Origin of the sequence: Nocardioides terrigena (assembly GCF_003047265.1) — a bacterium.
Classification (GTDB): Bacteria; Actinomycetota; Actinomycetes; order Propionibacteriales; family Nocardioidaceae; genus Nocardioides; species Nocardioides terrigena.
The window spans coordinates 326,686-340,024 of the sequence record NZ_PZYY01000002.1; the positions used below are offsets into that span (position 1 = coordinate 326,686).

The 13,339-nt window shown below is 71.8% G+C and carries 14 protein-coding genes; 7 read left to right on the forward strand and 7 right to left on the reverse strand.

Going from position 1 to position 13,339, the window contains the following annotated elements; all coding sequences use genetic code 11:
* A complete protein-coding gene (locus DAE25_RS05525) occupies window positions 1-1,035 on the reverse strand; it encodes a pentapeptide repeat-containing protein (RefSeq protein ID WP_107765212.1) in 1,035 nt (344 codons plus the stop codon).
* A 97-nt stretch (window positions 1,036-1,132) separates the two neighbouring features.
* Window positions 1,133-3,403 (reverse strand): helix-turn-helix transcriptional regulator, encoded by a 2,271-nt coding sequence (locus DAE25_RS05530; protein WP_159083597.1) that lies wholly within the window; start codon window positions 3,401-3,403, stop codon window positions 1,133-1,135.
* Between the two features lie 143 nt (window positions 3,404-3,546).
* Between DAE25_RS05530 and DAE25_RS05535 the strand changes: the two genes are divergently transcribed.
* The 4 genes from DAE25_RS05535 to DAE25_RS05550 all read left to right on the forward strand — a co-directional run bounded on the left by DAE25_RS05535 (window position 3,547) and on the right by DAE25_RS05550 (window position 7,256).
* Window positions 3,547-4,017, forward strand: a complete 471-nt coding sequence (locus tag DAE25_RS05535; RefSeq protein ID WP_107765214.1) for a DUF6325 family protein — start codon at window positions 3,547-3,549, stop codon at window positions 4,015-4,017.
* A gap of 221 nt (window positions 4,018-4,238) precedes the next feature.
* Window positions 4,239-4,787: a hypothetical protein gene (locus DAE25_RS05540; protein ID WP_107765215.1), complete on the forward strand. Its 549-nt coding sequence runs from the start codon at window positions 4,239-4,241 to the stop codon at window positions 4,785-4,787.
* A 165-nt stretch (window positions 4,788-4,952) separates the two neighbouring features.
* Window positions 4,953-5,216, forward strand: a complete 264-nt coding sequence (locus DAE25_RS05545; protein ID WP_107765216.1) for an amphi-Trp domain-containing protein — start codon at window positions 4,953-4,955, stop codon at window positions 5,214-5,216.
* Between the two features lie 36 nt (window positions 5,217-5,252).
* Window positions 5,253-7,256, forward strand: coding sequence for a phage holin family protein (locus DAE25_RS05550; protein WP_159083598.1), 2,004 nt, complete (start codon window positions 5,253-5,255; stop codon window positions 7,254-7,256).
* Here the strand turns inward: DAE25_RS05550 and DAE25_RS05555 are convergent.
* Window positions 7,250-8,398, reverse strand: a complete 1,149-nt coding sequence (locus DAE25_RS05555) for an AI-2E family transporter (protein ID WP_107765218.1) — start codon at window positions 8,396-8,398, stop codon at window positions 7,250-7,252. The two genes, DAE25_RS05550 and DAE25_RS05555, sit on opposite strands and share 7 nt — an antisense overlap.
* A gap of 80 nt (window positions 8,399-8,478) precedes the next feature.
* On the opposite strand from DAE25_RS05555, the gene DAE25_RS05560 reads away from it, so the two are divergent.
* Window positions 8,479-8,991 carry a potassium channel family protein gene (locus DAE25_RS05560; RefSeq protein ID WP_159083599.1) on the forward strand — a complete coding sequence of 171 codons (513 nt, stop codon included), beginning with the start codon at window positions 8,479-8,481 and terminating at the stop codon, window positions 8,989-8,991.
* Window positions 8,992-9,073: 82 nt separating this feature from the next.
* On the opposite strand, the gene DAE25_RS05565 is transcribed toward DAE25_RS05560, so the two are convergent.
* From DAE25_RS05565 to DAE25_RS05580, 4 genes are all read right to left on the reverse strand, one after another.
* Entirely contained in the window at window positions 9,074-9,388 is a 315-nt protein-coding gene (locus DAE25_RS05565; protein ID WP_107765220.1) for an SHOCT domain-containing protein, read from the reverse strand.
* A gap of 13 nt (window positions 9,389-9,401) precedes the next feature.
* Window positions 9,402-9,845 (reverse strand): DUF6325 family protein, encoded by a 444-nt coding sequence (locus DAE25_RS05570; RefSeq protein ID WP_107765221.1) that lies wholly within the window; start codon window positions 9,843-9,845, stop codon window positions 9,402-9,404.
* 40 nt (window positions 9,846-9,885) lie between these two features.
* The gene (locus tag DAE25_RS05575; RefSeq protein ID WP_107765222.1) at window positions 9,886-10,314 is read right to left on the reverse strand and encodes a DUF7144 family membrane protein; all 429 of its coding nucleotides are present in this window, start codon (window positions 10,312-10,314) and stop codon (window positions 9,886-9,888) included.
* 134 nt (window positions 10,315-10,448) lie between these two features.
* Window positions 10,449-11,768, reverse strand: coding sequence for a hypothetical protein (locus DAE25_RS05580; RefSeq protein ID WP_107765223.1), 1,320 nt, complete (start codon window positions 11,766-11,768; stop codon window positions 10,449-10,451).
* A 178-nt stretch (window positions 11,769-11,946) separates the two neighbouring features.
* Here DAE25_RS05580 and DAE25_RS05585 point away from each other — a divergent pair, with 178 nt between their 5' ends.
* On the forward strand, window positions 11,947-12,324 hold the full coding sequence (locus DAE25_RS05585; RefSeq protein ID WP_107765224.1) for an SHOCT domain-containing protein: 378 nt from the start codon (window positions 11,947-11,949) through the stop codon (window positions 12,322-12,324).
* Between the two features lie 75 nt (window positions 12,325-12,399).
* Window positions 12,400-13,320: a YhjD/YihY/BrkB family envelope integrity protein gene (locus DAE25_RS05590; RefSeq protein ID WP_107765225.1), complete on the forward strand. Its 921-nt coding sequence runs from the start codon at window positions 12,400-12,402 to the stop codon at window positions 13,318-13,320.
* Window positions 13,321-13,339 lie beyond the last annotated feature (19 nt).

Below are 13,339 nucleotides of genomic sequence, written 5' to 3' on the forward strand. Positions count from 1 at the left end.
TCAGGGCGTCCGCTCGGGCGCGTGGCTCCGGGGCGCACCCTCGGACACGGTGACGGGCGGGAGGTCCGGCACCGGAGCGCCACGGCGGGTGTGGCGCAGCAGCAACCGGTCCACGGCCCGTCCCACGGCCTCGTCGGCCGAGATACCCTGCATCCGGGCGCCCCGGACGGTGTCGGAAGCCATCGAGCCGGTGGACTCGCGGATGATCTCCGGGAGGTCGACTGCGTCGATCACCTCTTCGGCGATGGCGACGAGGTCCGTCTGGGAGAGCACCGTCGCGACGACGGCCTGCAGATCCACCCGCTGGAGGACGATCTCGGTGAGGTCGAGGCGGTCGAGGACGGTGGTGACGACGGCTTGCAGGTCCACCCGCTGGAGGACGATCTCGGTGAGGTCGAGGCGGTCGAGGACGGTGGTGACGACGGCTTCGAGGTCGACGCGCTGGAGGACGACGGCGGTGAGGTCGAGGCGGTCGAGGACGGTGGTGACGACGGCTTCGAGGTCGACGCGCTGGAGGACGACGGCGGTGAGGTCGAGGCGGTCCAGGACGGTGGTGACGACGGCTTCGAGGTCGACGCGCTGGAGGACGACGGCGGTGAGGTCGAGGCGGTCCAGGACGGTGGTGACCACGGCCTGGAGGTCGACGCGCTCGAGGACGACGGCGGTGAGGTCGAGGCGGTCCAGGACGGTGGTGACCACGGTCTCGAGGTCCACGCGCTCGACCACGACCTCGGTGAGGTCGATCCGGTCCAGCACGACGCCGGCGGTGGCCGGGACGACGACGTCGAGGCGCCGGGCGGCCCGGCCCCCCAGCTCCTCGCGCCGGTCCGCACCGGCCAGTGCGAGCTCGGTGAGCCAGTGGCCCGGCTGCAGGTGCGCCGGGACGCCGGGAGGACGTAGGGAGAGCCGGAGCCAGGGTGCAGCCGCGCGGGCCGCGACCCGCGTCGTACCGACGCCCAGACGCCAGACCGGCGCGGCGACGCCCAGGGCGAGATCGACGGGGACGAGCAGGCCCTGCTGGATCGATGTGGTCATCGGCGGCGCACACCTCCTCTCCCTGCATTGCACACCGGTCCGCCACTGCGCTGGATCACCCTCAACGGGTGACCGCCGCGGCCGCAAGGAGGGCCGGTCAGTCGAGGGGGAGCTGGTCGAGCAGCCCGAGGGACCGGGCGCGGGCCACGGCGTCACCGCGGGTCGAGACGCCCAGCTTGCGGTAGATCGCCAGGGCGTGGGTCTTCACGGTGTTGGACGACAGGAACATGCGCTCACTGATCTGCGGAAAGCTCAGGTGGCTCGGCAGGAACTGGAGGACCCGCAGCTCTGCCGAGGTGAGCGCGGCGGCGGAGACGCCGTCGACGGACAGCATCCGCAGCTGCACCTCGACCTGGTCGCGGAGGTCGGCCAGCACGGGTCGGTCCTCGAGGTCGGCGGTCGTGTGCTCGTGTGCCTCCCGGAGCAGCTGCCGGGCGACGGATCCCTGGCCGAGCATCACCGCGGTGCGAGCCAGGACGAGTCGTCCCAGCACGGCGAACCACGGCGCGATGCCGGCGATCATGGGTGTCAGGAGGCGGGCTCTCGCGAGCGTCTGGGCGGCGGCCGTGGAGTCGCGCCTGACGGCCTGCGCCAGGGCGAGCGCGGTCAGCGTGTGGGCGGAGGTGGCCAGGCGCTCCAGGCCGAACTCCGTCATCGCGTCGGCGGCCTGGTCGACGAGCGCCAGTCCCTTGGAGTGGTCTCCCTGCAGGAGGCTCATCAGGCCGAGCCAGGCCGAGCCGTCTGCCACCACGACGGGCACGTCCAGGGCATGGCCGAGGCGGACGGCCTCGTAGACGCACGTGATGCCACCATCCAGCGACCCCTCGAAGGCCAGCGTGATGCCGCGGAGGAGGCAGACCGCGGCCTGGAACGGGGAGGACGCCGGGAGCCCGTCCGCGGCCATCGCGCAGAGGGCCAGGACGTCGTCGAGCCCGTGGCGACCGACGACCGCCTCGATCACCGCCAGCGAGGCGGCGTACTCGTCCGGGGCGGAGCCGTCCCGCCAACCACGACCAGCGTGGTCCGCGGCGGTGAGCAACCACTTCTCCATACGGAGGTCGTCGCCGGACTGCAGGCAGGACCACGCCGCTGCCAGCGTCAGCCAGCGGTCCCGCGAGATGTCGTCGTCGGACATGGCTGCCAGCCAGGTCCGCAGCCGGTCCGGGCGTCCCGTGCCGACGCACGCGGGCACCTCGGGCCAGATCAGCGACCCGACGTAGGGGAGGTAGCCGGACGCCTGTGCGTGCCGGATCCCCGCATCGAGCTCGCCGTGCCGGACCAGCCACTTGGCGGCCCGGAGGTGCAGCGTCTCCACGAAGAAGGGCTCGTACAGCTCGAGCTCCTCCGTCAACACGCTCCTGAGGAGCTCGTGGAGGCGCAGCGCGCGCCGCGCGTGGTCCACCTCCACGTCGAGCTGGAGCCGCTCGTGCAGCCAGCCCAGGACCACCGCGGAGTCGGTGCGTCCCAGGACCGCGTCGCACAGCCCGGGGTCGAGCTCGTCGAGGATGGAGGTGCGGACCAGGAACTCCTGGACGTCGTCGTCGAGCCCGTCGAGGACCTGGGACCGGACGTAGGCGGCAGCGTCGTGGTCGTGGGCGGCGGGCAGCGGTACGACGTCGCCGCCGCGCGTCGGGGACCGGCGACGGCGCTCGAGGGCGCCGAGGTACATCGCCACCGCCCACCCCTGCGTGTGCTCGACCGACCTGGCCACCTCGGCGTCGGTCAGGCGACAGTCCATCCCGGCGTAGAGGGCGGCCGCCTCGTCCACGTCGAACGCGAGGGCGTCGGAGTCGATCGCGAGGAGCCGTCCCTCGGTGCGCGTGGTGGTGAGCCATGGGGGGAAGCGGTCCTGGGAGAGCAGCACGACAGCCGAGCCGGTCGGGACTCCGTCGGCGACCGCCTGGAGCACCAGGTGGCAGGTGGGGTCGCCCAGCAGGTGGATGTCGTCGACGACGAGGAGGTAGGGCTCCGGACGGGTCGCGGCCAGCTCAGTGAGCAGCGGCAGCAGCATCGAGGAGAAGACCGGCTCGGAGGCCGTCACGACCGACCGCGCGCCCAGGGTCATCGGTCCCAGGTGCCCCAGCGCCTCGATGAGGGCGGCAGCGAGGGGCGCAGGCGCCGACAGGGCGGAGGAGACCCGGATCCGGGCACACGCCCGCGCGTCCCTCTGGAGCCACTGCCCCACCAGGGTCGTCTTGCCGGCACCGGCCGGACCGCTGACCAGGATGGTGGTCTCGAAGTGGGGGGCGAGGAGGACGGACACCAGCCGGTCCCGGACGACGAACCCGTTGCCGGGGGTGGCGCCACCCCCGTGCAGCGCGGAGAGGGCGCGCGGGAGCACGCCCCCGTCACCCTGGCTCGCACTCACGCGCATCCCCGTTCTCCGATTTCGGAGTGTGGCACAGGCGACTCCCGCCGAGAATGCCTTGTCGCGGCTCTCACCCGATCAGGGGGATGGCCCCCTGATCGGGTGAGATCGATGATTCGAGTCAGCCAGGACGGAGGCCGCTCGTGACCGATCAGTCACCCTTCGTCGACGAGCTGGGACCCGTGGACTACGTGGTCGTGGAGTTCCCCCCCGACGGCCAGGCGTTCGTCGACGAGATGGTCGCGGAGCTGACGCGGTTGCACGACGTCGGGCTCATCCGCGTCCTCGACCTGCTGGTCCTGGTCAAGGACGAGGACGGTGGCGTCGAGGGCCACGAGGCCGGCGACGTCATCACGACCGCACAGATGAGGCGGTTGCAGGACCGCTCGTCCGAGATCTTCTCCACTGCCGACGTGGACCTGCTCGCCGCCTCGATGAGGCCGGGCTCCGTGGCCGGCGTCATCGTCTGGGAGAACGCGTGGGTGCTCCCGCTCCTGACGGCCGCCCGGCGGGCCGGGGGACAGATGGTCGCCAGCGGTAACATCCCCCTGTCGGCGCTGCTCGCCTCCATCGAGGCCGAGCTGACCGCCGTGTTGTCGCCGAGGGAGACGTGAGGGGCGCCGATGGCACTGCGTGCGGGACGGGCAGGGGGCCGAGGTGTCCTCGGTGCGCCCGTGATGCGGATGGCGGTCGAGGTGGGTGCGGCCGCCGTGGTGGTCGACTCCCTCGATCGACGGCGAGCAGGGAGGCTGCAGCCCGGGCTGCCGGACCACGGCGTCACCGGCCGTGACCTCGATGGCACCCGGCGACCGGAGCGCGAAGGGTCGACGGGTCCGTGACCGACCGCCAGGCAGCAGGACCGCCCGGGTCGGGACCGGCCACGAGGCCCTCCCGCGCCGCGCCGCTGGTCCAGTGGCTGGCCGCTGCCGACCCCCCGGGCCTGATGTACGGCGCGATCATCTGCGCCACCTCCCTGGCCTCGGCCAGCCTCCACGACGACGGCCCCACGCGGGTCGCGGGCATCGCGTTCGGCGTCGTCGTCATCTACTGGATGGCGGACCTCTACGTCCACGCCCTGTCCGTCCGCTTCGACGGCGACACGCGCGGCCTGGTCCACCGACTGGCGTCCGCGGCCCTCCACAAGGCCAGTGTGATCAAGGGCGGGGTCCCGGCCATCGTGGTCTACGTGCTCGCCCACGCGGCGGGACTCGAGTCCACCACCGCGGCGTACGTCGCCCTCTCGTTCTCGGTCGTGGAGCTCACGGTCGTGGGTTACCTCGGCGCCCGCCAGGCGCACACCCCGCGACGACCCGCCCTGATCGAGGGTGTGGGCGCGGGGCTCCTCGGGGTGGTCATCATGGTGGCCAAGTCCCTGCTCCACTGACGGCCGCGACCGCGCCGGGACGGGGACGACCGGGGTCCCGGCACCTCATCCGGTACAGGTGAGGCGCTCGTCGCGCCCGCCCCGCAGACTGGGCGCAAGGGCGGTGGTGGCCGTCCGGGGCCGCCGCCTCGAGCCGGCCGGCGGTCGGAGGAGAGGACCCAGGCGATGGCCGATGTGAGCTTCGAGCGGACCAAGTCGCTCTCGAGGGGTGAGGCGGCCGTCTGGCTGCTGGCCCTCTCGAAGGGGTTCACCCACGGGGGCGAGGTCACCCTCCCCGTCGGGGGCGGTGGTGCGGTCACCCTGCGGATCCCCGACGAGGTGACGGCGGAGTTCGAGGTCGAGGTCGAGAACGGCAGGGTCCAGGTGGAGCTGGACTTCACCTGGTCGCTCACGAGGTCGGCCCCGGGCATCCTGCCTGCGGACGGCTGAGACCCCGTGCCCGCGAGGAGTGCCCCCCGTCGTGGGGTGCGGTCCGGCGACGTGGCCCGGCTGCTCGCCGCCTGGGCCTCCTCCACCGCGGCACTGATCGTCACGGGCGCCCTCGTCCCGGGGCTGTCGGCCACGAGCTGGTGGGCGTACGCCGCCGTCGCGGCCGTCGCCGGGGTCGTCGGCCTCGGCCTGCGTCCTGTCCTGGTGGAGGTCTCCGCCCGGGTCGGTTGGCTCGCGGTGCTCGTGATCGTGCTGGCCGGGCAGGCCCTCATCATGTACGTCGCGATCCGGACGGTCCCGGGCATCGAGTCCTCGCCGTGGACGGCGCTGGTCGCCACCTGGGTCAGCGCGTTCGTCGGGACCCTCATCTCCTGGGCGACCACGGCCGGGACCGACGACGGCCTCGTGACGTCGTTGACCCGGCGGGCCACCCGCCGGTCGGAGGAGGTGCTCGACCCCGACGTGGACGGGGTGCTCTTCGTCCAGCTCGACGGGGTGCCGTTCCCGGTGCTCCAGTGGGCGGTGCAGTCCGGGGCGGTCCCGCACATCCGACGGTGGCTGGCGTCGGGGGAGTACGAGGCCCGGCCCTGGACCGCCCAGCTGCCCTGCACCACCCCGGCCAGCCAGCTCGGCATCCTGCACGGCACCGTCGACCGCGTCCCGGCCTTCCGCTGGTACGACCGCGAGCTCGGCCGGGTGCTGGTCGCCAACAAGCCGGCGGATGCCCGGGTGATCGAGCAGCGGGCCAGCACCGGGCGGGGCCTGCTGTACGACGGCGGGGTGTCGATCTCCAACCTCTTCAGCGGGGACGCCCCCCGCTGCCTGATGACGATGAGCCGGGTGGAGCTCAAGCGCGGCACCACGCAGACACGGCGGGCCTTCGGGTGGTTCCTCACCTCGCCGAGCGGCTTCGTGCGCAGCTTTCCCCGCACCCTCGCCGAGGTCGTCAAGGAGCGCTGGCAGTCCCGACGCCAGGTCAAGCGCGACCTCGACCCGCGCGTGCACCGGGGCTGGGACTTCGCCGTGCTCCGGGCCATCACCAACGCCCTGCTGCGCGACCTCAACACCGCCCTCGTCGCCGAGGAGATGCGTCGTGGCACGCGCAGCATCTACGTCGACTACGTCGACTACGACGAGATCGCCCACCACGCCGGGCTGTTCCGACCCGAGTCGCTGGCGGCGCTGGACGGCCTCGACAGGACCCTGCGCGACCTCGCCCGCCTGGCCGCCGTGGCGCCGCGCCGCTACCGCATCGTCGTGCTCTCCGACCACGGCCAGTCCCAGGGCGCGGTGTTCGCGGACCGCTACGGCGAGACCCTGGCGGACGTGTGTGCCGGCCTGATGGACGAGCACGTGCAGTCCGTGGACGAGGCCGTCGAGGGACTCGGTCGGGTGGACTCGATGGTGGGTGACATCGGTACCGCCGGCCTGTCCGGCACGATCGCCACCCGGGCCGGCGCCGAGCTGGGCAAGGCACAGCGGACGCCGACGACGGGGGAGACGGGCGAGGAACCCGTGGTCGTGCTGGGCTCCGGCAACCTCGGGCTCGTCTACCTGCGCGAGCCCCGACGCCGGACGCTGGAGGAGCTGGACCTCGCCTGGCCGTCGCTCGTCCCTGGCCTCGCCCGGCACCCGGGCGTCGGGTTCGTCGCCGGCCTGGACGTCACGGGCACACCGTGGGCGGTCGGCGAGGAGGGCCGGCACAACCTGGCGACCGGGGAGGTGTTCGGGGTCGACCCGCTGGCCCCCTACGGCGACCACGCGGCCCGGGTGCTGGCCCGCGCCGTGCTGCTGGCGGAGGCACCCGACCTCTACGTCAACAGCGTCCTGGACCCGGTCACCCACGACGTCGCCGCGTTCGAGGGGTTGGTGGGATCGCACGGCGGGCTCGGGGGCTGGCAGGACCAAGGGGTGCTGCTCGCACCGGCGGACCTGATGGCCGGGCTGCCGGTGTCCATCGAGGGCGCGGACCAGCTCCACCGGGTGCTGGTGGGCATGCTGGAGGCCTCGGGCCACCGCACGGCCGAGAGCGCTCAGTGACCCTGCGGTGCGGGGTCTGCGGGCCTGGCCATCGTGTCCACGGTGTCCCCGGTGTCCTCGGCCTTCCCGGCCTCCCCGGCGTCTCCCGTGTCCTCGGGGGGCGGTGGGTCGGCGGGCGGCCGGCCGGAGACGAGGGGCAGTGCCCACCGTGCGCCGGGGTCCGCCTCGATCAGCAGGGCACGCACGAGCAGGCTGAGCGGCACCGCCAGGAGGGCTCCCAGCGCTCCGAGGAGCCAGGCCCAGAAGACCAGGGAGAGCATGGTGATGGTCGGGGTGAGGCCGACGGCGTCGCCGACGTACCGGGGCTGGATGATCGACTGGATGACGAAGTTGATCACGCAGTAGACCGCGATGACGGCCAGCATCAGGCTCGGTCCGCCCTCGAGCAGCGCGATCGCTGCCGGGGGGATCACGCCGATGACGAATCCGATGTTGGGGATGAAGTTGGTGACGAAGGCCAGCACCGCCCAGACGAACGCTCCGGGCACCCCCATGAGGTAGAGCACCACCCCGTCGATCACCGCCACGATGAACCCGAAGACGGCGGAGACGCCCATGTAGGTCCGGGTGCCCGTGGCGAAGCTGTCGAGCGCGGCGACCAGGTCCGGCTTCAGCTCTCGCAGCCGCTCGAGGCCGCGCCCGAGCGACCCGGTGTCGAAGGCCATGAAGAGGGCGACGGTCACGATGAAGAAGAGGTTGGAGACGAGCCCCAGCGCCGCCCCGAAGATGTCGGTGGCCACACCCACGAGGCTGCCGGCGTCGAACGCGTCGGCCATCGCCTGGATCTGGTCGGCACCCAGCCCGAGGTCCTCCAGCCAGGCGCCCACGTCGGCGACGTACTGGTCGAGGTCCTCGGTGTACTGCGGGATGAGGGCTGCGAGGCGCCCGATCGAGTACATGACCGCGACGGTCACGCCGAGGAGCAGCAGGTAGACCGAGATGACGGTGACCAGCGAGACCAGCCACTCGGGCAACCCCCGCCGGACGAGCCGACGTCGCACCGGGTGCACCGTGATGGTGAGCACGAGGGCCAGCACGGTGGGACCGATGATGTCGGAGATGGCCCGGGCACCGCCGAGCGTGATGGTGAGGCTCGCCGCCACCAGCAGCACCAGGGCGATACGGGGCAGTTGCTGGTTCATGTCATCTCCCGGTTCGTGGGACGGGGGGCGACTGTTGGTCGTCGCTGCGCGGCGACCCGTGACTGCCCTAGGCTGCGACCGTGAAGCACCCGTGGTTGAAGGTCGTCCTGATGCCCGTCGCCGTGCTCGTCCTCTACTTCGTGTTCCCGGTCGACGCGGACCGCGCCCCGGTCGGGGTGCTCACGGGGATCCTGCTCAGCGTCGCGGCGCTCGTCACCGTCGTGTGGATCGTCGCCGGCGAGGCTCGCGGCGCCCGGAGCGGGATGTCCGGCTGGCACCTCGTGCTCGTGCTCGAGGTCGTGCTGGTCGTCTTCTCGTTCGTCTACTACCTGCTCGCTGACAGGGACCCGGAGCAGTTCGTGGGTCTCGTCACCCGGCTCGATGCGCTGTACTTCGCCACGACCACCACCGCCACGGTGGGGTTCGGCGACGTGCACGCGGAGGGGCAGCTCGCCCGCGGTGTGGTCACGGCGCACATGGTCTTCAACATCGTGTTCATCGCCGCGGTGGTCAACCTCGCGAAGGAGGCGATGACCGAGCGGCGAGCGGCGCTGCAGCACGACCGGGCCGAGCGCTCGAACGGCGACGGCTGAGCGGCCCGCGCTCCTCACGAGGTCGTCGCCCCGTTCGCGGACCCGTGTGCCGACCTGCGCCCGGTCCACGGGTCCGCGGCGGTCATGGGCCGAGGATCTTCGCCTTCTGGGCGGTGAACTCGTCCTCGGTGAGGATGCCCTGGTCCCGGAGCTCGGCCAGGGACTTGAGCTGGGAGACGATGTCCACCTGCGGTGCAGCGGCCGGCGGTGCTGCGGCGGGCGGTGGCGGTTGTTGGTCGTACGTCTGCTGGTCGTACGCCGCCTGTCGGTCGGCGTAGATCTGGGCGTCGCGGCCGGCGTACTTCTCGGCCTGTCGACGCTGGACGCGACCGCTGACTGCGGTGGCCGTGCCGGCGACGACCGCCGTGCGCGCCACTCCTCTTAGTAGTCCGGGCATGGTCTTCCTCTCCTCAGTCTTCCGACTCGAGCGCGTCCAGGGCCGCCATCACGTCCGGTGCCGGGATGCGCGCGCTGGCGATGAGCTCGCCACCGCTGTTGCGGACCGCGCCGACGAACGGCACGGCCCAGGTGTTCTCGTAGACGATCAGGGCGGCCACGGTCCCGGGGGTCATGGCCTCCGCGGACTCGCGGATGTCGTCGTCGCCGATCAGTCCTGTCTGGGCGCCGGCGAAGTACGAGAACCCGCCGTCCCCGACCAGCGGGTCGGTCAGCTCGAGGACGACGACGGACCCGTCGTCCGCCTTGCTGATGACCGTGAGGTCGAAGAGGCGGATCAGCCCGCGCTCGACGAGGTCGACCAAGGCAGGCCCGGCCTCGCCGGTGAGCCGGTCGGCCGGGAACTCGATGAGCACGAAGTCGACGGGGCCGTGGACCTCGGTGGTGGTGGACGTCACTGTGGTTGCTCCTCGGATGGGAATGGGTGGGGCGGGATGCCTACTCGGTGATGTCGCGGCCGTGCATGGTCGCCGCCCAGATGACGAAGACGTCGAAGACGATCACCGTCAGGCTCCAGAACGGGTAGTAGGGCATCCACATGAAGTTGGCGATGATGCTGAGGGACGCCACGATGACCGCGACGGTCCGTGCCCAGACGGCACCCTGGAAGAGCCCGACGCCGGCGAGCGCGACGACCACGCCCATGATCAGGTGGATCCATCCCCAGGAGGTCACGTCGAACTGGAACGTGTACTCCTCGCCGACGACGTAGAACGTGTCGTTGAACAGGGCGACGATGCCCTGGATGGCCTGGAGGCTGCCGCTCAGGACCATGAGCACGCCGGCGAACACGGTGATGCCGACGGCGCCGGGGCTGTAGCCCGGGTCGCTCGGCAGGGCCCCGGATCGGCTGTTGGTGGATGACATCGTGCGCTCCTTCCGTCCGGGCGTCGGTCAGTACCGACGGCACGGTTGGTTGTCTTGACTACGTGTATAGAGGGGCGGACCGGCCCGCCGCCTCACCCTTAACGGATGACCCGGGCGGGGTGGGGCCCGGCCGCTCAGCCGGCGGGCGCCGTCGCCGGTGGACGACCCAGGAGCTCGATCACCAGCAGCACGAGCACGACGATCGCCGCAACGCCGACCACCACCCAGACGGTCGGCTGGCTCCAGAACATGAGTGCGAGTCCTCCCGCGAGGAATGTGGCGATCCGCAGGGCGCCCCGGTGGGCGTAGATCCAGTCCCCGACCGGGCCCGTCTGCCAGCCGGCCGCCTCCGCGCTGCCCCGCAGTGAGCCGAGGCCCCGCTGGACCGACCCCCGCGTCCGGACCGCCCCCGTGGAGGGACCGGTCACGAAGGCCGCGACCGCCAGCAGGAGGAAGAGCACGGCGACCGCGCGCAGGCTGCTGCGGAGGAAGCGCACGAGGGTCTCGAAGGTGTTGCCCGCGCTCTCCGCGGTCAGGATGCCCGCGGGCGTGGTCTCGACGTAGAAGGTGCGGGCCAGGGCCAGCCCCGCACCGAGCACCACCATCGCCGCCACGACACCGAGCGACCCCCTCAGCAGCGCCCGGCGTCGGTTGCGCGCGGCGTACACCCCTCCCACGAAGAGACCGACCGCGACGAAGGGGAGCCAGGCGCCGAGGGCGTTGAGCACGACGTACCCGCGCTGCGCCGAGGTGATGGCCTCGGACTCGACGAGGACGAAGGTCCGGTCGATCTCCGGGATCCGGGCGGCGAGCTCGAAGCCCTGGTCGACCAGGCGCTCCTTGACCTGCTCGATGATGGGAGCGAGGTTGAGGGTGATGGTGTCGTCCTGGGCGCTCACGGCGCCCCCCTCGTTGCCCTCCAGCAGCGTGACGACCTGGGTGTGAGCGACCCGGTTGACCTCGTCCCACACCGTCTCGAACGCCGGGCTGGCCAGGAGGCGCTCGGCCTGGGAGTGCGTGAAGCTCTCGATCCCCTGGCTGAGGGGCACCGCCAGCGCCGGGAGCGCGTCGGCGACGCGGGGCGGCATGTTGTCCTGCTCCGCCAGCACCCCCAGCGCCTCGAGGGTCAGTGCGTCGATGTCGAGGTTCTCCACGATCGCGACGGTCACCTCGTCGGCGATGGCCGCCTGGACGTCCGGGTCGTCGGCGATGGGGGCCACCGTCTCGACGTACCGGTCGGTGTCGGAGATGACGGTGCTGGCCCAGACGGACGCGACGGACAGCGGTGCCAGCACGCAGGCGAGCGTGATCATCACCCCGGCAGCCGTGGACCGCCACGCGGAGCGTCGGTCGGCCGGCGGCACCCCGGGTGCGGTCCCGGCCCCGGCGGCCCGCTCCGCCTCCAGCTCGGCCACCCGTGCTCGGAGCCGGTCGATCTCCTCGGCGTCGCTCATGGTGGGGCTCCGTCCTCCGGGCGCGGGGTCTCGATGCGTCGTCCCACGTTCCCGCGACAGGTCGGTGGGCTGCATCACCCGTTCGGGGTGAGGCGACGTGGTGCGGGGACCCCGACGATGGCCTCAGCCGCACGGCGCAAGAGGCGCCGCGTGCTGCCACGAGCGGAAGGAGCCCGGGATGTCGTTCTGGGACATTGTCTGGTTCATCCTCATCAGCTTCGCCTTCATCGCGTACCTGATGGTGATGTTCGCGATGATCACAGACCTCTTCAGGGACCCCGACGCCTCCGGGATCGTCAAGGCCGTCTGGATCATCGCCCTCATCGTCGCACCGTTCGTGACGGCGGTCGTCTACCTCATCGTCCGCGGCAAGGGGATGGGGGAGCGACAGCTCCGCACGGCAGAGGCGATGCGCGAGCAGCAGGAGAGCTACATCCGGCAGGTCTCGAGCCAGTCGTCCCCGGCCGACCAGATCGCCCAGGCCAAGGCGTTGCTCGACTCCCAGGCCATCACCCCGGAGGAGTACGAGCGGCTCAAGGACAAGGCCCTGAGCTGACGGGTCGACCGGCTGCCGGGTAGCCGGGCCCGTCGCCCCTGGGTGCGGCGGTTCGGAGCGAGAGGAGGGCACCGCGTGGCACCCGTCGACCTGCAGGCCCTCAGGAGTCGCCTGGAGGCCACCTTCCTCGGCAGGTGCGTCGCGTCCTTCGTGGAGATGCAGGCCCTCGACCGCAGCATGGTCATCGCCTCGCAGGCCTTCACCGCACTGATCCCGCTGCTGATCCTGGTGTCGGCGCTCCTGCCGGCGGGCAGCTCGACCCTGGTCTCCGACTCCATCATCCGCAGGTTCGGCCTGACGGGGGACTCGGCCCAGGCAGTCGAGGTCGTCTTCGCGCACTCGGACACCGGCAGCATCGGGGTGCTGAGCCTGCTGCTCCTGTTCTACTCGGGGGTCTCGCTCACGCGGCGTCTCCAGCGGATGTACCTCACGGCGTGGCAGCTGTCACCGATCCCGGGGGTCCGGGGGCCCGTCAACGCTGCCCTGGGCCTGGCCGCACTCCTGATCGAGGTGTCGTTGCTCTACCTCGTCCGCTCGCTCGTCCGGATGCTGCCCTTCGACTGGGTGCTCGCCGTGCCCGTCACAGTCGGGGCCAGCCTGCTGCTGTGGACCTCCATCCCGTGGCTCCTGCTCGACCGGCGGGTCGCCTGGCGTCGGCTGCTGCCTGCCGGCCTGCTGACCGGCACCTGCTCGAGCCTCTACGGGGTGGCGTCGACCATCTACATGCCGCGCCTCATGGAGACCTACAGCGACCGCTACGGGCTCTTCGGGGTCACCGTCGCCCTCGTGGGCTGGTTGCTCTGCATCTCCTTCATCGTGGTCGCCGCCACCGTCGTGGCCGCGGAGTTCGACCGGTCCCCCCAGCCGTGGGCCCGGGCGGTACGACGACGCCTGGGCATCCGGGACGCCGAGACGACGGTATCGACCGACGGGGGAGCCCCGATGGTCCCCGCCACCACCCGCGCACGGTCCGGTCGACCGGGTGAGGAGGACTGATGTCCCAGCAGGCACCCAC